21 protein-coding genes are annotated in these 23707 nt (G+C 51.3%); 8 read left to right on the forward strand and 13 right to left on the reverse strand.

All coding sequences use genetic code 11. From position 1 onward, the window contains the following. Nucleotides 1-28: 28 nt before the first annotated feature. The 13 genes from IPI86_RS00815 to IPI86_RS00875 form a co-directional block, all read right to left on the reverse strand. A complete protein-coding gene (locus IPI86_RS00815; protein ID WP_345296074.1) occupies nucleotides 29-391 on the reverse strand; it encodes a response regulator in 363 nt (120 codons plus the stop codon). A 4-nt stretch (nucleotides 392-395) separates the two neighbouring features. Further along, nucleotides 396-752: a response regulator gene (locus tag IPI86_RS00820; protein WP_345296075.1), complete on the reverse strand. Its 357-nt coding sequence runs from the start codon at nucleotides 750-752 to the stop codon at nucleotides 396-398. A 5-nt stretch (nucleotides 753-757) separates the two neighbouring features. Next, entirely contained in the window at nucleotides 758-3409 is a 2652-nt protein-coding gene (locus tag IPI86_RS00825; RefSeq protein WP_345296076.1) for a PAS domain S-box protein, read from the reverse strand. Then, complete coding sequence (locus IPI86_RS00830) at nucleotides 3354-5516, reverse strand: histidine kinase N-terminal 7TM domain-containing protein (RefSeq protein ID WP_345296077.1); 2163 nt, start codon at nucleotides 5514-5516, stop codon at nucleotides 3354-3356. Before IPI86_RS00830 ends, IPI86_RS00825 begins: the two co-directional genes overlap by 56 nt. 181 nt (nucleotides 5517-5697) lie before the next feature. Continuing rightward, on the reverse strand, nucleotides 5698-6267 hold the full coding sequence (locus IPI86_RS00835) for a hypothetical protein (RefSeq protein ID WP_345296078.1): 570 nt from the start codon (nucleotides 6265-6267) through the stop codon (nucleotides 5698-5700). Between the two features lie 12 nt (nucleotides 6268-6279). Next, complete coding sequence (locus IPI86_RS00840; protein WP_345296079.1) at nucleotides 6280-6666, reverse strand: PilZ domain-containing protein; 387 nt, start codon at nucleotides 6664-6666, stop codon at nucleotides 6280-6282. Between the two features lie 15 nt (nucleotides 6667-6681). Beyond that, entirely contained in the window at nucleotides 6682-7929 is a 1248-nt protein-coding gene (gene glp, locus IPI86_RS00845; RefSeq protein WP_345296080.1) for a gephyrin-like molybdotransferase Glp, read from the reverse strand. A gap of 4 nt (nucleotides 7930-7933) precedes the next feature. Continuing rightward, nucleotides 7934-8797, reverse strand: coding sequence for a UbiA family prenyltransferase (locus IPI86_RS00850; RefSeq protein WP_345296081.1), 864 nt, complete (start codon nucleotides 8795-8797; stop codon nucleotides 7934-7936). Nucleotides 8798-8869: 72 nt separating this feature from the next. Further along, nucleotides 8870-9370: a hypothetical protein gene (locus IPI86_RS00855; RefSeq protein ID WP_345296082.1), complete on the reverse strand. Its 501-nt coding sequence runs from the start codon at nucleotides 9368-9370 to the stop codon at nucleotides 8870-8872. A gap of 261 nt (nucleotides 9371-9631) precedes the next feature. Continuing rightward, nucleotides 9632-10738, reverse strand: coding sequence for an aminotransferase class I/II-fold pyridoxal phosphate-dependent enzyme (locus IPI86_RS00860; protein ID WP_345296083.1), 1107 nt, complete (start codon nucleotides 10736-10738; stop codon nucleotides 9632-9634). A gap of 103 nt (nucleotides 10739-10841) precedes the next feature. Further along, entirely contained in the window at nucleotides 10842-11312 is a 471-nt protein-coding gene (locus tag IPI86_RS00865) for a DinB family protein (protein WP_345296084.1), read from the reverse strand. Between the two features lie 70 nt (nucleotides 11313-11382). Further along, entirely contained in the window at nucleotides 11383-13053 is a 1671-nt protein-coding gene (locus tag IPI86_RS00870) for a hypothetical protein (RefSeq protein WP_345296085.1), read from the reverse strand. A 66-nt stretch (nucleotides 13054-13119) separates the two neighbouring features. Beyond that, nucleotides 13120-13833: an SDR family oxidoreductase gene (locus IPI86_RS00875; protein ID WP_345296086.1), complete on the reverse strand. Its 714-nt coding sequence runs from the start codon at nucleotides 13831-13833 to the stop codon at nucleotides 13120-13122. 116 nt (nucleotides 13834-13949) lie between these two features. On the opposite strand from IPI86_RS00875, the gene IPI86_RS00880 reads away from it, so the two are divergent. The 8 genes from IPI86_RS00880 to IPI86_RS00915 all read left to right on the forward strand — a co-directional run bounded on the left by IPI86_RS00880 (nucleotide 13950) and on the right by IPI86_RS00915 (nucleotide 23685). Continuing rightward, the gene (locus IPI86_RS00880; RefSeq protein WP_345296087.1) at nucleotides 13950-14735 is read left to right on the forward strand and encodes an ABC transporter permease subunit; all 786 of its coding nucleotides are present in this window, start codon (nucleotides 13950-13952) and stop codon (nucleotides 14733-14735) included. A gap of 138 nt (nucleotides 14736-14873) precedes the next feature. Continuing rightward, on the forward strand, nucleotides 14874-16253 hold the full coding sequence (locus IPI86_RS00885) for a hypothetical protein (RefSeq protein ID WP_345296088.1): 1380 nt from the start codon (nucleotides 14874-14876) through the stop codon (nucleotides 16251-16253). Between the two features lie 35 nt (nucleotides 16254-16288). Further along, nucleotides 16289-16453, forward strand: a complete 165-nt coding sequence (locus tag IPI86_RS00890; RefSeq protein WP_345296089.1) for a hypothetical protein — start codon at nucleotides 16289-16291, stop codon at nucleotides 16451-16453. 10 nt (nucleotides 16454-16463) lie between these two features. Beyond that, nucleotides 16464-17444 carry a MoxR family ATPase gene (locus IPI86_RS00895; RefSeq protein ID WP_345296090.1) on the forward strand — a complete coding sequence of 327 codons (981 nt, stop codon included), beginning with the start codon at nucleotides 16464-16466 and terminating at the stop codon, nucleotides 17442-17444. Between the two features lie 127 nt (nucleotides 17445-17571). Then, complete coding sequence (locus tag IPI86_RS00900) at nucleotides 17572-17814, forward strand: four helix bundle protein (RefSeq protein WP_345296091.1); 243 nt, start codon at nucleotides 17572-17574, stop codon at nucleotides 17812-17814. Between the two features lie 37 nt (nucleotides 17815-17851). Next, a complete protein-coding gene (locus IPI86_RS00905; protein WP_345296092.1) occupies nucleotides 17852-18733 on the forward strand; it encodes a DUF58 domain-containing protein in 882 nt (293 codons plus the stop codon). Nucleotides 18734-18790: 57 nt separating this feature from the next. Further along, nucleotides 18791-20788, forward strand: a complete 1998-nt coding sequence (locus IPI86_RS00910) for a BatA and WFA domain-containing protein (protein ID WP_345296093.1) — start codon at nucleotides 18791-18793, stop codon at nucleotides 20786-20788. A gap of 20 nt (nucleotides 20789-20808) precedes the next feature. Beyond that, nucleotides 20809-23685 (forward strand): VWA domain-containing protein, encoded by a 2877-nt coding sequence (locus IPI86_RS00915; RefSeq protein ID WP_345296094.1) that lies wholly within the window; start codon nucleotides 20809-20811, stop codon nucleotides 23683-23685. Nucleotides 23686-23707 lie beyond the last annotated feature (22 nt).

Below are 23707 nucleotides of genomic sequence, written 5' to 3' on the forward strand. Positions count from 1 at the left end.
CCATGGAGAATAGAACAGATGAAACGACTTACTTTACACGGCTAAGTCGTTCGGCGAGGTCACGCAATTGTATGGGGCTGATCGGCTTCAACAGGACGATATCGGCCTTATCCTGTAATTCCTTAGCCTGATGAGTGCTCGCCGTCGCCAAAATGACCTTCACCGAATCGAAACGGGCATTGGCGCGGATCGTTTCCAGTATTTCAGCGCCGGAAGCACCGGGCAGGTTGATATCCAGGACAACCAGGTCAGGGACAATTTCGGTGAGTCGTTCGAGTGCCTGAGTGCCATCTGAAATGGTCTCAACTTCGAAGGACTCGAACAGGGTAAGCGTGAATATCTGATTGAGCTGCGGGTCGTCTTCAACGACAAGGGCGAGGGGTTTGGGCATACGATTATCCTTTCACTGATTCGGCAAGCTTCAAGAGGCTTGCAACACTAACGGGTTTGATGAGGACATGTTCGGCTCTTCCAGTAAAGGTCTTGGCCATATACAAGTCGGCGGTAACGATGGCGACAACCGTGTTCGAATAACGAGCCCGGATCACTTCGAGGATGTCACCGCCAAATGCAAAGGGGAGATGAAGGTCGAGGATGACAAGAGCAGGTTCGGCCAGGTCCAGAAACGAGCGGTATTTGTCGCCATTCGTATCGAGGTCGACATCAAATCCAGCGTGCTGCAGTGCGGTTTGAAATATCACTCCGAGCTTGGGATCATCTTCAATGACAATGGCATAGGGTTGGTTTGGCATGGCGATTATTCTCCAGGGGCGTTGATCAACGGCAGGGTAATCGTAAAAACGCTGCCCCTGCCCAATTCACTTTGTAGGGATATCTGGCCGCCCATCAATTCGACCAATTGCTTGACGATGGCAAGCCCCAAACCTGAGCCGCGATTTTCGCGGGTGATGGCGTTACTCACTTGACGGAAAGGTTCGAAAATGTTTTCCTGTTCGTCCAAAGGAATGCCCACGCCGGTATCGCGGACTTCCACCGTCCAGAAGGCTGGAACGGGCGCCGAAATACGAACGCTGACTTCACCTTCATTCGTAAATTTGATCGCATTCCCAGCGAGGTTGATGATGACCTGTTGCAATCGCTTTTCATCGGCATATAATTCACCGGGCAGGTCTGTGGAAATCTCTGTATGGAATGCCAATCCTTTTTTGCCTGCCAAAACTGACATGGTCGTATCGATCTTTTCCAGCAGGGTTAAAGGATTGAAATATGTATTGTGCAGGCTGAGCGATTTTGATTCGATCTGCGCCTGATCGAGCAAATCGTTGACTGTGTTCGTCAGGAAGTGTGTGCTTTCAACAATATTGTGAAGTGCCGTTTGCTGGGCTGGATTCAACGGACCGAATGCCTCATACTGAAGCAATTCGGTGTACCCAAGAATTCCACCCAGTGGGGTGCGAAGCTCGTGACTGACTCTTGATACAAGTTGACTCTTGAAACGGCTGGCTTCCAAAGCTTGATCACGGGATAGCGCGAGAGCTTCCTGCGCCTGCTTAAGCTGCGTGATATTGCGGGCCACAGCCTGGAAACCGATGACTTGGTCGCCGTCCATGATGAGTTGCACATTTTGACCGACCCACACAACCTCCCCATCCATGGTCACCGCGGGAAATTCATAATAGGTGCTCTGTGTCTTACTGAGATATTGATGATCGTAGACCCGCTTCAATTTATTTCGGAATTCAGGCGTGGTCAGGTCAAGATAATTTTTTCCAACCACATCGCGTTCATTCGTAAAGCCCATCAATTTCAATGCAGACGGGTTGGCATAGGTGAAATTCCCGTTCATATCGGCGCGATAAATGATATCGCTGGCGTTTTCCACGATCTGACGGAAACGCACTTCGCTTTCCAGGAGCAATATCTCGGCTTGTTTGCGCCGCAAAAGACCGGCAATCGCATCCGCCGCTGAACGCAGGAAGATCAGGTCATCATCCTCTTTTTGATACCCATGCGGAAGATAAAGCACAATAACACCCAATGTACTTTCACCCTGCACAATGGGAATGTTGTAATGTCCATGTTCTTCAATGCCGTCATAGCGAATTTCGTGGCGATCATCCAGACAATCGGAAAACTGAATCTCGCGGCTCAAGGCGGCACGTCCGCACAGGCATTGTCCCAATGCAACTTTGGAACACAGGACTTGTAAATGAGGGGAGAGATTGCGATGGACACGCAGATCCAGCAGGTTGGTTTGATCGTTGAACAGGAAGATTCCGCCCTTGGGCGAGATCGTCAACCAGTCGATAGAGAGAATCTCATTCAAAATCGCGTCGAGAACTTCATCCATGGATCGATCCTCGAGGCTGATCTTTAACAAGGAATTGATCACCTGCTGTTGTTGATGTGATCTTTGGAGGGATGTCTGCGCACGCTCGCGTTCAGCGATCTCCTGCACAGCCGAGTCATACAAGTTCACATTGTCCAACACCAGCGCAACGAGGCGGGCAAACAAGATGCCCGTCTGGGTTTGTTCAGGGGTAAATGGATACTCTGCCTGATTACGCCCGAGAGCCAAAATACCCAGACAACGGTCTCCCGCAATAACAGGGAAGTCAGCTACTGCATGCAATGAAAATTCATTGTAGGTTTCACGACGGCCAGGCCAGGTGGAATAATCATCAAGCAGGACAGGCTGGAGCGTGTCAAACGCCTTCCAGGAAAGGATCGCTTGTTGACGATTGACGCGCTCGCCAAGAATTTCAAGATGATTATCAGTGGCAGCCCGCACCAGCAGGTCGTCACCATCCAGAAGCATCAATTCGCTAAATGGGGCATCCAGGAGGGCGGCGGAATGATTGACGATTGTCTTCAACAGGTCGCCCAAATTACGTCGATCTAAAAGGTCCAGGGTGACTTGATGCAAAATGGAAAGATAATCATTCTGCTTCTGCAGTTGTTCCTGCAACACTTTTTGCTCGGTGACATCCTGTTTGATCTCGATGAAATTGGTAATCTCGCCATCACGGCTTTGCACCGGGGCGATCGAAGCAGACTCCCAAAACACAGACCCATCCTTGCGATGATTGCGGAATTCTCCCTGCCATATGTGGCCTTCATTAACAGTAAGCCACCATTCATCCTGAGTGAAATCGGTGGGCGTCTCAACTCCCTGCATCAATGCGGCCGGGGATTTACCAATGGCCTCTTCCGGAGTGTAGCCGGTCACTTCCGTAAATTTCGGATTGACATATTCGATCACGCCAGTACGGTCCATGATGATGATGGTGTTACCACTTTGTTCCACCGCCCTTGAAAGCTTCCGCAACTGACTCTCAACCTCGCGGCGGGAAGTAATATCCTCTTTGATGGCAACGTAATTGACCACCTGATTATCCTGATCGAGCACAGGCGCAATCGTGGCAGATTCCCAATAATAGTGTGCCATCCTTGCGTTTATTATGGAACACGCCATCCCAAATGTGTCCGGAGCTGATCGTGCCCCACATCTTTTCATAGAACTCAGGTTTTTGCCTGCCCGATTTCAAAATGCGCGGGTTCTTACCAAGGACTTCCTCCAATGCATATCCGGAAACCTGTTCGAATTTCGGATTGGCGTATTGAATATTCCCATTCAGATCCGTGATGACAATGGAATTTCCGCTTTGCTCGATAATGCGGAAATACTGCCGCAGCTCGGTATTGCTTCTAAGAGCGCTATCACGCGCATCAGCAAGGTCCTGTGTGCGTTCCTCAACACGCCGCTCCAACAGGTCACGCTCCTGCTGCAAAAGGGTTAAAGCCTGTGATTCCATTTGCCAGGCTTTGTTCAGGCTTTCCATAAGAATAACAATGGAAGTGGAGAGCGCCATTGCGCTGGCTGAAAACACAAAGAGACTGGTCATCCCCATTTGAAAAGTGCGCGGAGCAAGGGTATCCACGGTTAGATTGAATGGAATAAAGTCCGCCCTGCCAATCAGAAAACCGATCACAGCAAGTGTCACAACACTGACCAACCCGGCCGTCCAACCACCTGCCCGCCCGGTCAGCAAAACGGAGGTAACGATCAACGTCATAAAAAAGATAAAACTTTCCGATGAATAACCGAAATTAAGAGTCTCTACAAACCCCAATATGTACACAAGAAACAGGAACATGGCCGCACGGTATCTAAAATTGACCTTACGGGATAGGCCTAGAAACCAGAGCAAACCAATGATCGCGCCATACGCAATGTTGACATTCGTCAGAGCCGTGGCGCGCATAAAAGGCGACGTAAGGATGTAGGCAAGCGTGCCCACCAATGCCGAGAGCCTGATGATGATGGTAAAGGAACGTTCACGGGCTTGATACCAGCCCGGATTGATATCGCTCGGAATTGGAAGATCAGCCCTGACAGGGGTCACGAAGAAATCGATCAACCATCCAAGGAATCTTTTCTGCTGGGGACGATTGGGCTGTGTAAACTGTTTCGAGGACGAACGGGATGCTGTCTCTCTGGCGGCTGAACCTGATTGGGAAACAAATGCATCATCCATCAAGCGCAGCATGACAACCCGCCCGATCAATTGATCCTGACGGTCACGCAGTGCCGAAAGGCGGACCTCGTAGCGGCGCTGCAACACACCATCGCCGACAGTGATCTCATCGGTAGTGTCGGTCACATTGCGGAATTTCTCAACCAGATGAGACCAGGGGCGCAAAATGTCCACCGCAAGCTGACCCACTGACTGAACCGCAGGGAAGCCGATCATCTCCGATGCGGCCCGGTTAATATCCACAACATAGCCGCGCGTGTCGATCACGATCATTCCGTCGCGCATACCTTCCACCACAAGGTCACGCGCCAGCGGAGTGATATCGATCAAATGAAAACCAAAGACCGCCCATGCCAGTGCGGCAACGGAAATCGTGAACGCAAAAGGCGTCAAATCCAAATAGGGAATGGGGCTATTGCCCGTGAGATAGAGCGCATTACCCAACCAGGGAGCAAGCACGGCGATCAGCAGGGAATAAGCCTGACTGCGATATAAACTTTGATTGCGGATCAACGTCCGCACCAGTAATATTGTGCCAATCAGCAAAATTGTATACGAATACGCAAAATGGACCCAGAACCACGCTCCGTACGTTACACCCAGTGCCGAAAAATCGCCCTGCCGGTTGATGTGGAATTCCTCCCAGATCAAGCCATGCCAATTGGTTGTTAATGCGAGCAAAACGGTAATTGCAGGCACAACTCCGAGGAGAAGCAATGTACGCTTTGTGATAACACGAGTTGGAGTGCTGTAATTGATCGAAAAGATCAGCCAGGCATAGGGCAAAAATGCAATGCCGAAATACTGTAGTCTTCCCCAAAACAGCTTGGTGGAAAGGTCCACCCCAACGATCTCCAGCACATACGCAATGATCCATTCGACAATCGCCAGTGACATGAAAAGCAATGCAGGTGCGCCGTTCGCAGCACGGCGATTCCAGACATACACGGCCACAAAGACCGAGATCAGCACAGCAATGATCAAGGGCAAAATATAGGGTGAGTATTCAAAATTCATGATCAATTCCTTGGGTTGGATGCAAACATCCTGCGATTGTGCACTTGATTCCTCACTTCAATCATTGCAATGTAATGGACGTTTATTTAATCTCGTGGATTATAAACGAGCAGGTGAATTTACGGTAAATCCGCCTGCTCCATGCTTAATTAATCGCATTCCCCATATTTTCAAATCAACCTCAACGCAAGGTGATGAGCGCCACCCCATCAAGCCACACACTTTGTGGAAGCGACGGTGACACCAGTTTCAACGACCCGCCCGTCACCAGAAAGATAAAACTATCGTCAATTTTGCTTTTCAGGAGAGTCACCGAGCCAAATCCGCTCACCGATACGGTCTGGATGGAATCCCCTGCACCCAGCCCGGACGCCTCCAAAATGGTGGTCAAGGATATTCCCGTGAGTTCCCTGCCAGCCGCAACAATCGTCTTTTCAGGCAGGCCGCTCAACTCCGCCAAGCTGAAGGCAGCCCGCCTGCCATCTGACAGGTCAACGAATAAAATCTCCGTGGTGTCTGGCATCTGAGTGGCATAGACGGGCGAGGAATAATATGGGTTCGCGGTTTCAGTTTGGGCGACAGCCGTTTGCTTGGCAAATTGCTCAATGATGTCCATCGGGTTGGTGTACGGCGTACCATCAATGTAGATCGGCTCAGGCGTAGAATCTGGCCTCGACGCCTCCATCTGGCAGGAGCAAACAAGGAAGATAAGTATCACAATCACGACCAGCAAGTTTCTTTTCTGTTTCATGGCTACCCCATTCTATGATTTGCGTTTTAACTCCGAAATGTTCATAACATAGCGGAATTGGTACCGATCCAGTACAACCCTGATGATCTCCGCCCCTTCCGGGGAAAGTTCTAGAAATTCGAAACCGATATTGAGATATTGGGGCGTATCTTCATCCTGCCGGCACCACGCTACACGGCTGGAAACAACCACACGTTGCGGCTTCTCATTCAATTCTTCATTGGGAAATTCGATGCCGATGGCAAGGCGTCTGCCCACCTCGAGCGCCGTTTCCCCGATCACCATCACACCCTGAGGGGTAAGGTCTCCGACATAACCGATCAATTTTTTATGAAGCAGATCATACACGAGCGTAAAGGCGATCAACTTCTTGCGAGATTCCTTCCGCTGATTTTGCATGGCGATCTCCTTTTCTTATATCAAAACGACTTCCACAATTTCACCCGCACTCAACCCAGTAGCATCGGGATGGATACGCAGAAGACCATCTGCCGAGGCAAGAGTAAAAATGAGGTTGGATTTTCCGAAGATAGGCTCGGCTTTGTAAGTAACCGTTGACGATTCGCGATTTACGATCAACTTTACCGGCCACCAATCTTCGCGACCCGCTTGAGATGGGAGGTTGACGGTGAGCATCGCCCGCACGCTCGCCCTCGGCTTCGGCAACATTCCCAGCAGCTTTTCAATGACAGGCACCACAAACAAATATCCATTCACCAATGCGCTGACAGGGTTGCCCGGCAGGCCGATCACCGCCTTTCCATCACATACACCTAAAATCGTTGGTTTGCCGGGGCGGGTGTTGATTCCATGCACCAGCACGCCAGGCTCCCCCAACTGGCGAATGACTTCGGCGGTCATATCTCTGGTGGATGCGGATGAACCTGCGGTGATGATGACCACGTCACATTCGGATAGCGCCTGCGCCGCCGCTTCTTTCAACGCTGAAAACTGGTCGGCGATAATCCCATATCTTTTGGTTGCGCCGCCAGCTTTTTCAACCAAGGCTCCCAGCGTGTACGAGTTGATATCACGCACCTGCCCGGGCCGCAGAGTTTGACTTGGCTCGATAACCTCGTCACCTGTTGAAATCAACCCAACACCAATTCTCTTGACTACACGCAAATACATAAACCCTAGGGCGGTCAGGCCGCCGATCTCGGCTGGGCGCAGAATCGTCCCTTTGGGAATGACAACCTGTCCTTGTGCCACGTCCTCGCCAATGTGGATGATATTCTCGCCATCTGCCACGGATTTGAAGATTTCAATTTCCTCCGCCCCATCAATATGTTGGGTATATTCCAGCATCACAACTGCGTCCGCGCCTTTGGGCAGCATACCGCCAGTGTGAATCAACGCACATTGCCCCGCGCCGATCTCAAAAGACGGCGAATCCCCCATCGGCACTTCGCCAATGAGATTGAGATATGCAGGCAGCGAGTCTGTCGCCCCGAAGGTATCCTTCGCGCGGACGGCGTAACCATCCACGGTGGTGCGCTGGAAATCGGGCAAGGGGTGCGGCGCAACAATATCTTCCGCGGTGACACGACCCAAGGCATGGAGAATGTCAATTGAATCTGAATCAGATTTCGGTGAGGAGAGATGCGCGAGCAATTTGTCGCGGGCTTCATCGGGCGGGAGAAGAGTCAAAAATTCGGGCATGGGTTTATCTCAGCCAAAAAGTCAGAGTGAGGAAATAGGCGGTCAATCCAAAAACGGCGAGAGCGGTGGTGGTAAGGAGAGTCCAGTTTGGTTTGCCGCCGAGTGAAATGTGACGGAGCAAAAGCATTTGCAGGATCGCAAACGGAAGTGTGAGAAAGGCAGGCCAGATGAGCAAAAATGAATACCCGAAGATCGGCGAACAAATAAAAATGACATACGCAAAAATAATCAGGCTGTGATGCAAAGGCACTGCACTTTCCCACCCGAGACGGCGAAGGAGTGTGGCGCGTTGATATTTTTGGTCGGAGGGAAAGGATGTGAAGCTGAGAATCAAAAAATAGGCGAGGGTCAGCGCGGTAAGTGGAATGGCAATCATAATGAGCAGGCGATGATTCTCTTTTGCCTGCAACAAAAATCCGATGGAAGGAATGACATAGGCCATATGCGCCGCGAGGGCGAGTTCACCGAAACCCCGATCAAGAAGGCGGAGCGGAGGGACGGCATACAGCACGACGAGAACGAGGGATAAAAGAAGAAAGATGAAAGTAGGAAGATTCAAGCCTTGATTGATATAAAGCAGGAAAGCGATCATCGCACAGGCGGTGAGGGCGGCGTAGGAAATGTAGAGCAGGTTACTGCGCAGGGCCTCTTTTTGTGCAGGGGTTTCACCTTCGATCATCGGTTCGTTGTGCGGACGGAAAGCCTCGGCCAGCAGGTTCATGCTCAACTGGGCAAGCACCACACCGCCAAGGCCAAGTAAAAAGGTAAGGTTTTGGAACGATTTACCAAGATATGCAGAAATACTCGCGCCAAGGAGATAGGTCAGCGCAGCGAGGAGCAGAAGGAGGGGACGGGAAAGTTTTAGCAATTTTTGATTTCCAATGTACGATTAAAACCAGAGATGAACGGGGAGAAACAAAGATGTGATTTTGCTTTACATCTAGCTAATCACTGGCTTTTTGTTCTTGAGTATAAACGCATAAGTCAGGGATACTTCAATAACAGCCGAAACAAATGGATACAAGAGCACCCCAAACCAATTAATGGCATTGATCTGCCGTACACCTGTCCATTCAACAATTGGCATAAAAGGAAGAACAGACCAACTCACCGGCGACAACAAAGAAGGAAACAATGACACGACCACACCAGACAGGAATATGCACAAATAAAACAAAGGGTGCATATATAGCTCTACAAAGCCTGCCTTAATTGAATCCGAAACAAATATTTTGCCGTGATAGATCATATGTCTCAAGCTCAACGGAAACGACACAAAAAACGCCGCAATAACCAACGAGACAAGAATTTCCTTTCCTGCATCTGGAAAATCAAGGATTTTAAAAAGAAGAGAAACCGCAAAACCCAAAACCAGGATGTCAAACACAGTATATAAGATCAAAAGCACAACGCTACCATAACTTCGCCAAGCGGCTTGCAAGATCGTCTCTTCATTCCTGATAATCGCTTCCCTTTTGTACACTGCTACAACCACAAAAACAGTGGCCAGACAGAAAGACAAAAAGTAAATGAATTGGTAAGTAAATCTAGCAAACGTTGTATCATTCCGAGTCCAAATATTCAACAAAAAGCATACAATCTGGAAAAGAACAAAAGGAACGACAACAAATATGTTCTTCCGAACAAAAACTACCGACTCAACATAAATATTGTAGATCGTTATCAGCACTGGCCCCTCCGCCTATTTACCAAGATATCCTTCCAGTTTTTCCACGGCCTGCGGAAGATTCTTCCTGCCCAAGCCAAGCCTGAAATGATTTCTCGAATCGTCATACATGGTTCCAGGTAAAAGCAAAACTCCCACCTTTTTCACGAGGTCATCGCAGAAGTCTTCAATGTCGCCTTTGAGCAATTTCGGGAAGCCCATCGAGCCAGCTTTGGGGCGGGCCCATGTGAACAGCGAAGCGCGGCGGGCAAACAGGTCATCCACAACGGTCAGGTTGTGCTTGATGATGGCGAGACTGCGGTCGATCAATTTTTGGCGGTTGCGCATGGCCACTTCTGCGAGGAATTCACTCGGCGCGGAGTTGCAGATGGTCGTGTAATCCTTGAGCGAGGCCATGGCTTGAAGGATCTTCTTATTCTTCGTGGCAACCCAGCCAATGCGCAGACCCGCAAGGCCGTAGGTTTTCGAGGTCACGCCCAGCGACACGGCATGTTCGCCCATGTCACAAGCGGCAGGGAGTCTGTCCGCGGGGTCGTATTCAGATTCACGATAGACTTCGTCGGAGAAAAGGATCAGGTTTTTCTCCTGAGCGAACTTGTTCACGGCTTCAAAATCCGCACGGGACATTAAATATCCAGTCGGGTTATGCGGCGTGTTGATGATGATGCCTTTGGTGTTCGTCCGCATCAGGTGGCGGAGTTCGTCCAGATCCAAGACCCAGCCATCCTGCTCTCTGGCACGCCACGGGCTAACGTCACAGCCAACTGCGCGGGCCACTTCCGCAAGGGATTGGTAGCCCGGAGAATGCACGATGACATGATCCCCTTTTTTGAAGGCGGCATACATGAAGAGATAAATCGCCTCCCCCGCCCCAGTGTGGACTAAAACATCCTCAGGCTGAATGGTGGTGTACAGATTGGCAATCTCTCGTCGCAGAGAAGGGCTGCCCTGCGATTCGGTATATCCGAGCCAGACGTTTTGGAATTTTTCCGCGGACCCTGGTTCCAAGGCCAGCAAATCCGCAATGGACATGGCCTCACAGTCTGAGGAGCACAATAAGTATTCAGTGTTAAATTCGTATTTGGCAAAGTACCGTTCAAGTTTAAAGGGGGGAAGATGCATGATTGTTAGATTGCGTCGCACCGAAATTAGGTGGACGATTCCTTTCGTTTGGATTTTTTTCGATCAATGGGATTCTCTCATCAACAAGGTGCGATGCGCCCAGTTATTTCAACGATTTTTTCAAGTCACGGTAATGCAATTGGTTGTGAATGTACAACATCTTGACCATTTCGCGAAGGACGGTTTCTCCCAAAAATGGATGACGGCCTTTGATCTCAAGTTCTTCATCTTTCAACCCAGAGACCCACGTCACAGAATTAGCGCGCACTTCCTTGTACTGCTCCAACAACTCAACGGGAGATAAATCCTTTGTTTTCGCCTGCTGACTGGCATTATAGCGGTCAATGGAAAAATCATCCGCCGCACCAGCGCCGCCCTGACGAATCTGCTCAAAGAGTTTGACCAGTCCGCGCTCGGAGGTGACAAAATGCGAAAGCACGTTGCGGATCGTCCACATTTCGCCTTCGGTATACACTTCCTGCTGCCATTGCGATTCGTTCAACCCGGAGAAAAACTCGATAAATTTTTCTCCTTCGGTTTTCAGCTTTTCAGCCAGTTCGGTTATTTCAGACATGAGTGCGCTCTCCTGAATAGATTTCATATTTGACGATAAACGACACACAATTAACGATAAGGCCCACGGTCTATGGCCTACGGTCATATTCCGCGTAATTGATCGCGCGTTTTCCTGTGGTGAACCAATAATAATCTTTGAATCCAGATATTTGCCCGATGAGTTTTTTACTATCTTCAAAATCAGGGCGGACGTAAAAGTAATTCGTGTCGTACGGGCTGTCACCGAAGACAGCGGCGAGGACATATCCATTTTCCTCGGCGTAGGTCTTGAGCATAATTGTCATACTGAACCAACGCTGGGAAAGGTTAACATCGGTCAACCTCGGCGGCACGAGCGGCGAATAATAATCATGGAACATGATGATATGCGGCTTGTACTTGTCCAAATATTCGGCTGTGATCTCGCCGTTGTGTGCGATGAACTGGTCGTTCAAGCCCCAGGTATCAATCGCGGTCCAGCCCGAGTAATATGGAATCAAGCCCGCCTCGGTAGTGGCGATCACATAGCCCTTACCGCGATATTCCGCCAGCAACTTGCCCATCTCATAACGCCCATCGCGTTCATATGGCCTGTCACAAGTTTGCTGGAAATAGGTGAGAAAACAGTTTTGATAAGACGAATAATAGACGAGACTCGCAAACAGCGCGACTCCCGCGACGAAATACGCGCCTCTTTCTCTACCCGACAACTGATTCAGCCACGATTGATCTCGATACGGGTCGAGAAAATCACTCGACCCTACTCGACCAACCGAACTCAAAAATGGTGTCCACGACATGAGTACGAGTGGAACCAGCGTATATTGAAAGCGCGCACCGAAATTCATTTCATCGGAGATCAAAATAAAAGCGGACGCGAATCCAAGGAGCGGAATGAGATAGGCAATCGTCCGCGTTGATGTTTCGCGGGAACGAAAACCAAGGATAAACACGAACACGAACGGCAAACACATCCGCAGCGCGTTTGACAGGGAATTGTAAAACGAGTCCCAGTGCAGGCCGCTATCGCCTTTTTTGTAAAACGGGTTGGGCAACGGATAGCCAAAATAATTCCAACGCCACAAAAAGTACGCGCCGCCAAGCAAAAGAAAAGTGACGCCAAATGTGATAATGATCGAAATTGAATTCTTCCAGCCGCGCATGACAATGACAGCAAGCAGCATCAACGAAGCAAGGATGACACCCTCAGGGCGAATCAGCCCGGTGACAAGTCCGCTCAGGGCGAAGGCGAGAGTCAAGCTGAAGGGCGGATTCTCTTTTTGAATCAAGAGCAGGCCCAAGGTCCAGGTGGAAGCGGCGGCGAGGGCAAAGAAAGGCGTCCCGAAGTAGGCGGCCACATAGGAGAGTCCAGTTCCAACGGCGAGGTAAAGTCCGCTTAATAATGAAAAGGGAATGTTCGCATGGTTGACACGGCGATTTGTCCAGTAAACGATGAGGACAGTAAGCAAATGTGAGACAAAGCCAATGCCCCGTACAGATTGTCCGACGGTAAAGCCAAGTTTGATCAGCGCGGCGGAGGCGGCCATGAAAAGAAAATCGGTCGCACCATCCACGGGAGGCTCGCCAATGTTCCAGACAATGCCGTGGCCCTCTGCGAGGTGCTGGGCGTAGCGCATGAGCATGGCCGCATCTTCAAACGGCGGAATGGAAAAATCCACGTAGCGCGCAGCGTAGAACAACGTGAAGGCGATGAGGAAGATGGTAACAAAAAGATCGAGGGGGAGTTTTTTGGAAGGCATTGGCAATCAGTGAATAGTTATCAGTGAGCAGTTATCAGTTTTTTATAATTGTTTACCATTTATGCACTACAGTAACGAATACCCGCCATCCACAACAATGGTTTGACCTGTAATGTATTCATTTTTGATGAGGAATTCAAGTGCGGAGGTCACTTCGTCGAGGGTGGCAGCGCGTTTGAGCGGGAGTTTTTGTACGAGGGTGTTCCATTGCTCCTCGGTGACCACATCCGATGGCAGGACAAGGCCAGGCGCAATGGCATTGACTCGAATCGTCGGCGCGAGGGCGCGGGCGAGCAACTTTGTAAGCGACTCAAGCCCAGCCTTGCTGACGGTGTACGACGGATAGCGGCTCCATGCTTTTTGTGCACCGATGTCTGTGATATTGACGATAAGCCCGCCGTCAGTCATCCGTTTTGCAGCTTCCTGCGCGAGCAGAAACGGCGCGCGCAGGTTGAGGTCAAGTGCGGCATCCCAATCGTGGATTTCAAGCTCCTGCGGCTTTCCAACGGGCATGACCGCCGCCGAATTGACCAGCACTTTCAGCGGGGTTTTGAATTCATCCACCAGCGAAAAAAGGAAATCGACCTTTTCAGGCAATGTCAAATCTGCGCGAATCGGGAGACAATCCACGCCCAATGCGCGAATCTCTTTGACGGCATGGTCGGCTTCATTTGCCGAGGCACGATAATGCAGGGCGATGGAATATCCCATGCGCGCAAGGGATAAAGCAAAAGCTTTGCCGAGTCTGTGTGCGCCACCAGTAACCAGTGCGAGAGGCATACGGGGATTGTAAACGAAAAACGCAGAGCAGGTAAAATGTTATGATTGCAATCAGGCATAAACGGACAATCCACGCCAGATCAATCGGCAGGACGGGCAAGTAAAAAGGAACCAACATGGAGAAGACAACGTCATCTTTACATGAAAAGCCACCCCGCTGGAACTGGATGAACAATCCCATCATCGCCAAGGAACTAAAAGGCCGAATGCGCGGCAGGCAGGGATTCATCATATTGACCGCCTACCTCGGATTGCTCAGCCTTGTCATTTACGGCGTCTACACTTACACGATACAGAATACGTATTACAGAGATCCTGGTCTATTGCAGCAGGCGGGCAAACAGGTCTTTCTGATCGTTGTCCTTTTAGAAATCATCCTGACTGGCTTCATCGGCCCGGCACTCACGGCAGGCGCAATTTCATCCGAGCGTGAACGGCAGACTTTCGATCAATTGCGCATTTCACTACTCAGCGCAAAAGACATCGTGATCGGCAAATTGGGCGCATCCGTGATGTATCTGCTTTTGTTGATCGTCGCCGCGATTCCCCTGCAAAGCCTCGCTTTCTTTTTAGGCGGCGTGGGCATGGCAGAAGTGTTGATCTCCATTTGGATCCTGACCCTTTCTGCGGTCAACTTCTGCACACTGGGTTTGTATTTTTCAAGCATCAACAAACGCACGTCGATCGCAACCACGTTATCCTATTCCACGCTGGTTATTTCGGTTCTCATCCTCGGCGCGATCGCTTATATCGTGGCAGAAAATTCCTATCTTATGTCGAGCAGCAGCACAGAGATCCAAAGTTGGACACTGAATTTTTTGTGGACGATTTTCTCCACCAATCCATTCTCAGCGGCGGTCATCAGTGAGTTTATGCTGGTCGAAGAACAAAGCCTTTTCTGATCCACGCGCCTGATCTTCCGCTCTCCCTGCTCTCGCCGTGGATTCTGTATTCAATGTTCTCTGTAACAATGACCTTTTTAATGATAAGGTTAATCGTCTTTTACCTGAATCGTCACGAGCCTTAACGGAGCAAATATCATGAGTACGATAAACAACCTCAACCACACCCTGCAGACCTGGATTCGCTGGCTGCGCGTCCAACGCGCGCTGACGTGGTATCTGCGTGGATTGGCCGCAGCACTGGGGCTTTCTCTGCTCTTTGGTGGCGTCGGGTTGGCTCAGGCAAAACTTTTGAAGCAGGAATTCCTCGCATTGGTGGTCGCCTCGGTCACTTTATTGCCGATCCTTTCAGCGATCATCGCATTTTTCTGGAATGTGAACCCAGCCCAAGCCGCACGCCATTTCGACCGCGCTTTTCATCTCGAAGAACGCATCAGCACGGCGCTGGAATTAAGCACAGCGGACCACGCGAACGAGATGGTTCAAAAGCAATTGGATGACGCGGTCTCCGCCGCGCGCACGGTCAAACCCCGCCGAGACCTGCCTCTGCGACTAAAAAGATTCGACTCAGCCCTGACATTGATCTTCGCATTGCTGATTGCCGCATTGTGGTTTCGCGGTGAGGCGCTGTTCGCCGCCGCAAGCCGTCAACGCGCTGTAGAGCAGGCCATTGCCGCGCAACAGGAACAAATCGAAGAAATCATTAAAGAGATCAACGAAAACGATGCGCTGACCGCCGAACAAAAACAGGAACTCACCGAACCGCTCAACGAAGCCCTGCAGGCTCTGGATCAAAATCCATCGCTTGAAGGCGCGGTTTCGGTTTTAACAAATACAGGCGAAAAACTGCAAGCCTTGGATAGTGAGCAGGCTGGTCAAACCGCTCAGGCATTGAAGGAAGCAGGTAGTTCCCTTCAATCACAGGAAGGGACTCCGCTTGAATCTGTCGGGCAGAATTTAGCCAACGGCGATTTCACTCAAGCCGCAAATGAACTCAACAACATGGACTTGAGCCAGATGAGCGCGGAAGAATTGCAAAAACTCGCCGAGCAATTACAGGCAACGGCTGAGTCACTTTCATCCACCAACCCGCAACTGGCGCAGGCTTTGCAACAAGCCGCAGACGCGATCCGCAATGGAGATTTGGCGGCGGCGCAACAAGCCCTGGCAAATGCGTCGCAGCAAATGGCGAATGCAGGTCAGCAAGTGACCGCGGCACAGACTGCGAGTCAGGCGGCGAGTCAAATGCAGACGGGCGCAGGTCAACTGTTGGCGGCGGGCGGCGGAAACCAGTCAACGCAGGCAAATGGTCAGGGGCAACAGGGAGATGGTTCGGGTGGACAAAATGGCGGGGCGGCAGGATCAGGCGCGGGGTCGGGCGATTCGCCAGATTCCCCCCAGCAAGGGGATGAAGCGGGTAGTTCCCCCATTGAGCAGAATAACGGCGCGGGCGATGGCGGCGAATCCGCTTATGAGCAAATTTATGCGCCGTCATTATTAGGCGGTGAAAATGGATAATCGTTGGAATTCCATCTTCTGGAACCGATGGCGATGTGGTCGGCACCAGCCCAACGACCGCGACGGATGGTCAGAGCCTCGTGCCGTACACCAACGTGTTTGCACAATATCAGCAGTTCTATTATCAAGCCATCGAAAACGGACAGGTGCCGATTCAATTCTACGACCTGATCCGAAATTATTTTATCTCTCTGAAATAACGGAGCAGCCATGAGCGATTTTTCTGTTGATACATTCCGCGAATATGCAAACCGAATCGAAACCGAAGTGGGGCGCGTGATCGTCGGTCAGGGCGAGGTGGTGCGGCATGTGCTGGTGAGCATCCTCGCAGGCGGACATGTTTTGCTTGAAGGCGTACCTGGCTTGGGCAAGACGATGTTGATCCGCACGCTCGGGCAGGCGCTCGATTTGAAATTCTCGCGCATCCAATTCACGCCTGACCTGATGCCCGCAGACATTCTCGGAACGGAAATTCTCAGCGACGATAACGGCAGGCGCGAATTTCGTTTCCGCGAAGGACCGTTATTTTCAAATTTGGTTCTCGCAGATGAAATCAACCGCGCCACACCGAAGACGCAATCTGCTTTGCTCGAAGCGATGCAGGAAGCCTCGGTGACGGTGGCGCAAAAGACTTACAAACTCGAAGAACCATTCTTCGTGATGGCCACGCAAAATCCGCTCGAAATGGAAGGGACCTATCCCCTGCCCGAAGCGCAGTTGGATCGTTTCTTCTTCAAAGTGAATGTGGATTTACCCAACGTGAGCGAGATGATTGAAATTTTAGATCGCACCACAGGCAAGGAATCTCCATCGGCAAACAAAGCTGTCACTGGTGCGGATATTATCCAAATGCGCGCGCTCGCGCGGACAACACCCATTGCTTCACATGTCAAAGAATATATCGCAAGACTCATGCTCGCTACACATCCCGAAGATGAAAACGCTTCGCCGCTCGTGAAAAAATATGTCCGCTATGGGGTCTCTCCGCGTGGCGGGCAGGCGCTAGTATTGGGAGCGAAAGTCACCGCATTACTTGCGGGAAGATACAACGTGGCGTTTGAAGATGTCCATGCGGTGGCGAAGGCGGCGCTTCGTCATCGTCTGCTGTTGAATTTTGATGGGATGGCGGAAGGGGTTAAGGCGGATGATGTGATCAACGAATTAGTTGGAATGTTGCAATTACAAGGATGAATGATGAAGGATGAAAGATGAATAAGGCCAAAGACAAAAAGAATAAGGCAGTCAATGGAAAATAAATCCCCAAGATGCGCGACGCTGATTTTGCCTGGCAATCAAAAACAGGCGCGGTTGAAAGCAGGTGCTGCGCTCTGGCACATCTGTTGGCGCGAATTATCGTGAAGGACATCGCGCCAAATCCGACTCCGATATTGTCAACAAATTCGAGTCTGTCTTACAAGAATTGGACGAAACCGATTATTGGCTCGACCTATTGGTAAGAAGCGGCATCCTGTCCGCCCAAAAAGCAGAAGCTCTCATCAAAGAAACCAACGAACTCACCACCATCGTAACCAAAATCAAAAAACGGATGGGCAAAATCTAGCTCTTTTTTCATCCTTCATCCTTCATAATTCATCCTTATGCTTTTTGACGAATCCACCCTCCGCAAGCTAAACCAACTCACCCTCGTTGCCTCACGCGTGCGCTCGGGCGCGATCAAGGGCGAGCGGCGTTCTTCGCGCCGTGGCAGCAGCGTGGAATTCGCGGACTATCGCAACTACACCGCAGGCGATGACTTGCGCCGTTTGGATTGGAACATCTACGCGCGTTTGGAAAAGCCTTTCATCAAATTACTGGAAGAGGAGGAAGACCTCGCCGTTTATGTGTTGATAGACGGCTCACGCTCCATGGATTGGGGCGAGCAAGATGAAAACAAATTCAAGTACGCCTTGCGCCTCGCCGCAGGGATCGGCGCGATCGCGCTGAGTTCAGGCGATTTGCTCTCGGTCGGCTTTTTACAAGGCGGGCGCGTTGCCAGTGAATTCGGTCCCTCACGCGGACAATACGCCCTGCCAAGAATGTTCAAATTTCTAGAAGCGCTCAAAGCAGGCGAAACAACAAACCTCAACACCTCCCTGCGCGATTATTCAATTCGACCGCGCCGCGCGGGCTTGGTGATTCTGATCTCCGATCTACTCACCGCCGATGGATACGAATCAGGTCTGCGTCAACTGCTCGGGCGCGGACATGAAGCGGCGATGATCCACGTTCTCGCACCCGATGAAATCGATCCGCCGCTCGCGGGCGATTTGCAGCTTGTGGATATCGAAACCAATTTCGAGCAGGATGTTTCCATAGACGGCGGCCTGCGAAATCTTTATCGCGCCCGTGTGCAGGCATGGAGACAATCCATCCAAACCGATTGCCGCAAACACAACGTCCGCTATCTTGATCTGGTCACGAGCCTTTCGTGGGATCAGGCGTTGTTGCTTGAAATGCGGCGATCAGGAATAGCGAAGTAAACAAGTAGACAAGCAGACAAGTTTCATCCTTCATAATTCATCCTTCATCCTTTCCCCATGCAATTCCTCACCCCGCTCGCCTTCGCGCTCGCTGCGCTCGCCATTCCCATCATTCTGCTTTACATGCTCAAACTGCGCCGCAGACAGACGCAAGTCTCTTCGACTCTGCTTTGGGAACAACTCTTGCGCGACAGGCAGGCGAATGCTCCGTGGCAAAAACTCAAACGCAATCTTTTACTTTTTCTTCAATTGCTCATCCTCGCCGCGCTGGTCTTTGCATTGGCACGCCCCGCCCTGCAAACAAAAGTCGTCGCATCAGGATCAGTCATCGTGTTGTTGGATGCGTCCGCTTCGATGAATGCGACGGATGTGACTCCATCCCGTTTTGAAGAGGCGCGGAAATCCGTGCTGGCTCTGATCAACGGACTGACAAACGCTTCATCCATGACCCTGATTCTGGTTGCAAAAACCCCGCAGACCTTGATCGCCGCTGAATCAGATTCGTCCCTGCTCAAAGCAGCGCTGACCAAAGCACAGGTCACGCAAGGAAGCGCAGATTGGGAAGCGGCGTTCGCGTTGGCCGCAGGCGCAACGCGCAACAGCACATCTCCCATCATCGTCATCATTTCCGATGGCGGCCTCCCCGAAAGCGGACTGCCATCCCTGCCCGGCGAAGTGCGTTATATTCCCATCGGCACGGGCAATGACAATATCGCCATTTCTGCGCTGGCGTTACGTGCAGAAAACGGCGTTCCGCAGCTATTCGCAGAAGTGACCAATTACAGTGCAGCCAATCGCACCGTTTTGCTTTCGCTTTATCGCGGAGATGAATTATTCGATGCGCGTCAATTGAATATTTCTGCAAATTCCAAAACCAGCGTTTCGATGGAAAACCTGCCTGTGACAACGGCGGTATACAAAGCGCACATTTCGGACCCCGCAGACGCCAACAAAAAATTAGATTCGCTTTCACAAGACGACACCGCTTTTGCAATTTATCAATCGTCCGCAGCGAGACGTGCGTTGTTGGTTTCAAAAGGGAATTTATTCCTCGAACAATTATTGGCTTCACTCCCGGGCATTCAACCCTTCCGAGCCCTGCCCGCTGACGATGGGACTCTGCAAATTCCCAATGACCCATTTGATTTATACGTATTTGATGGTTACATTCCAGCCGAGTTGCCAAAGTCAAATTTACTGCTCATCAACCCGCCGACGAATCCTTTTTTTGAAGTCGGCGATGTATTCAAGGAAATGGGCGAATTTCAAGTCAACGAACATGCGCTCACTCAATTTGTAGACTGGAAAACCGTCCACGTGTTGCAGGCGCATAAAGTGACCCTGCCAAATTGGATGACCGTTCTGATCGAAACCGATGACAATCCACTGGTATTTGCAGGCGAAACGAACGGACAGAGAATCGCCGCCTTGTCATTTGATTTACGCGAAAGCGACCTGCCCTTGCAGATCGCCTACCCGATTCTTTTTTCCAACCTCATCAATTATCTCGCGCCGCCCAGCGCATTTGACTCTTCACAAGCGCTTCAAGCTGGCGAAAGCCTTTCCCTCGTCCCGCAGACGGATGCAAAACAAGTGATCGTTTCTTCGCCTTCGGGCATAATCTATTCCCTGCCGCCCGGGCAAAACCTGTTCAGCAACACCGATGAACTCGGCTTTTACGCCGTAAACTTCGTCACCGAAACAGCAACCCGTTCCGAATATTTCGCCGTCAATCTTTTCGATGAAGCCGAGTCAAACGTTCAGCCGCGCGAAAGCCTGCAACTCGGAAGCACATCCATCACACCGACCGTTTCCCAGCAAATCGGCTTACAGGAAATATGGAAATGGCTGGCAGGAAGCTCTCCGTTCTGGCCATCCGTAGGCGCAAATTATCTGAAGGAATCGCGCAAAATCGCGCTAATCGTTAACAAATTCAGTCCTGCAAGTACAAAGTTCCGCTCATCTGCTGGTAAGCTTTACCTTGAACTTATCGGAAACCAAGATGAACACCAGCTAAATAAAAAGAATGGAAAGATTTTTTTTCATCCTTCATAATTCATCCTTCATCCTTTCCAATGCGTTTCACTTCTCCGCTCTTCCTCCTGCTTCTTCTCTTCCTGCCGATCACTGTCTGGCTGGGGTATCCTGCTGCGGGTCAGTCAAGGAAGCGCGAACTTACTTCGTTAATTCTGCGGCTTGTGATCGTCCTATGTTTGATTCTCGCCATCTCTGGATTGGAAATCGTCCAAAGCGGAGATAACCTCGCCGTCGTCTTTCTCGTGGATGTTTCAGACTCCATGCCGCAACAAGCGGTGGATGCGGAAGTGGGCTACATCCGCGAGGCGCTGCAATCCATGGGCGTGGACGATCAAGCCGCGGTGATTCTTTTCGGCGCGGACGCATTGGTGGAGCGCCCGATGTCAGCACTGAATGAACTCGCCGAGATCACATCTGTACCGATCACAAATCAAACCGATCTCGCGGAGGCGATTCAGCTCGGGCTGGCGATGTTCCCATCCGGTTTCGCAAAACGCATGGTGATTCTCTCTGACGGCGCGGAAACCACTGGTAATGCGGCAAAGGCCGCCGAATTCGCCGCAGCCTCCGATGTGCAGATCGTCGTTGTCCCGTTTGTAAATCAAATTGACGCCGAAGCCCTCGTCACCGAAGTGGATGCGCCGACGCATTTACGCAGCGGCGAGAAATTCGATTTGAATGTTTCCATTCAAGCAAACCAATCCATGCAGGCGACCGTGCGCGTGTTTTCGCAAAGCGAAATGATCTACGAAGGCGGACATGATCTGCATAAAGGCCTGCAAACCTTGAGCCTGCCGCTCACCGCGCAAGACCCTGGCTTTGTCACGTATCAGGTGCAGGTCACGCCTCAACAAGATGCCTTCTATCAAAACAATCGGCTGGATACGTTCTCGCAGGTGGAAGGTCCGCCGCGTATTTTGGTGGTGGCCCCGCCCGAAGGTGAAGTAATTCCTGGCGGTGAGGTCCGCCCCGATGAAACTTCATTACTGCTGGCTTCGCTCACATCCGCAGGCTTTGATGTGAAGATGATCGCGCCGAATCTCCTGCCTGCTGATTTGCCCACGCTCGCGCAATATAACTCGGTTGTGCTGGTAGATGTCCCTGCGCGGCAGCTTGACCGCAATCAAATGGAAACCCTGCAATCTTACGTGCGCGATCTCGGCGGCGGACTTGTAGCTGTGGGCGGGCCGACCAGTTATGGCGTCGGCGGCTATTATGGCACACCGCTCGAAGATGCCCTGCCTGTGGATATGCAAATCAAAGACGAAAAACGCCGCCCGTCACTGACGATTGTTTTCATTATTGACCATTCGGGAAGCATGTCTGAAACCAGCGGTGGAGTCACCAAACTCGAACTTGCCAAGGAAGCCGCAGCGCGTTCGGTGGAATTGCTTTTCCCCAACGATCATGTCGGTGTGATCGCATTCGACGATACCGCCAGTTGGGTGGTGCCGATCACCGATCTGCAAAACCCTGCTGACATCGTCAACGCCATCGGCACAATTCAAATCGGCGGCGGCACCGATATTTACGCAGGCCTGCTCGCAATGTCGAAGGTTCTGCCTGATGATCCGTCGAAGGCCAAACATGTCATTCTGCTTACCGATGGCGGCGCGGATATCACGGGCATTCCCGAACTCGTGAAAAAGTTGTACGAAGAAAATGGCATCACACTTTCCACTGTTGGCGTTGGCAACGATGCCGCGCCCTTCCTGAAAGACATCGCCGCAATCGGCGGCGGCCGTTATCACTTCACCAACAACGCGAGCACCATCGCCACCATCTTCACCGAAGAAACCACACTCGCCACGCGCGCCTACATCGTCGAAGAATCATTTTTCCCGACTCTGGTCAATTCGTCGCCGATTCTCGCCAACATCACCGAAGTGCCGCAACTACACGGCTATGTTGCCTCCAGTGCAAAAGACCTCGCACAGGTGATTCTCGAATCAGAAAAAGGCGACCCGATTCTCGCCACATGGCAATACGGCCTCGGTAAATCCGTGGCATTCACTTCCGATGCAACGGGCCGCTGGGCGCGTGATTGGGCACGCTCTGAAATTTTCCCAACCTTTTGGGTGCAGGCCGTGCGTTACACCATCAACGACTCGCTCAACTCCGCGCTGCAAATGAGCATCGACACACAAGGTGAAAACGCCAGCATCACCCTCGACGCGCGCGACCGTGCGGGCGGTTTCCTCAACGGCTATCAAGTGGAAGCCAGCATCGTCGCGCCGAATGGCGAAGCGCAAACCGTTACATTTACGCAAACCGCGCCCGGGCGATACGAATCCGCGTTCACGCCCACCGAACAGGGAATCTATCTCATTCATTTTTCGGGGACAACTGACTCTGGAAGTGAATCCGCCTCTTTTGCAGAGACGACAGGGTGGGCATTATCCTACTCACCCGAATATCAGCGCATCGAATCGGACCCGGACCTGCTCCTGCGTCTATCGGCATTGGCCAACGGGCAGGTTGCTTCTCCCCTCCCAGCAGACGTTTTCAAGCACGACCTGAAAGCCACCCGCGCCACACAGCCGATCGCCCCGTTGCTGCTGTTGATCGCCGCATTGCTCCTTCCCGTGGATATCGCCGTCCGCAGACTCATCGTCACGAAGACCGATTTGATTCGCCTGCGTGAATGGGTACAACAAAAGACCACCCTTCGACGTGCTCAGGGCGAAGTACCCGCACAAACAAGCCCGCAAATGGAAGCGTTGTTCAGCGCGAAGAGTCGCGTGCGTGACAATGTGCCTGTGACAAGAGTCGATTCGTCGGCGCATGAAATGCCTGTTGAAACTGAATCAGTCTCAAGTCCAGAAAAAGAAGCGCGGGAGACTCCATCGAAGGTGGAAGAATCCACATCGACCACATCCGCATTGCTCGCCAGGAAAAAGAATATTCGAAAATAAAAATGTGCCCCGAAAATTCGGG

Origin of the sequence: Candidatus Villigracilis affinis (assembly GCF_016705895.1) — a bacterium.
Lineage (GTDB): Bacteria > Chloroflexota > Anaerolineae > Anaerolineales > Villigracilaceae > Villigracilis > Villigracilis affinis.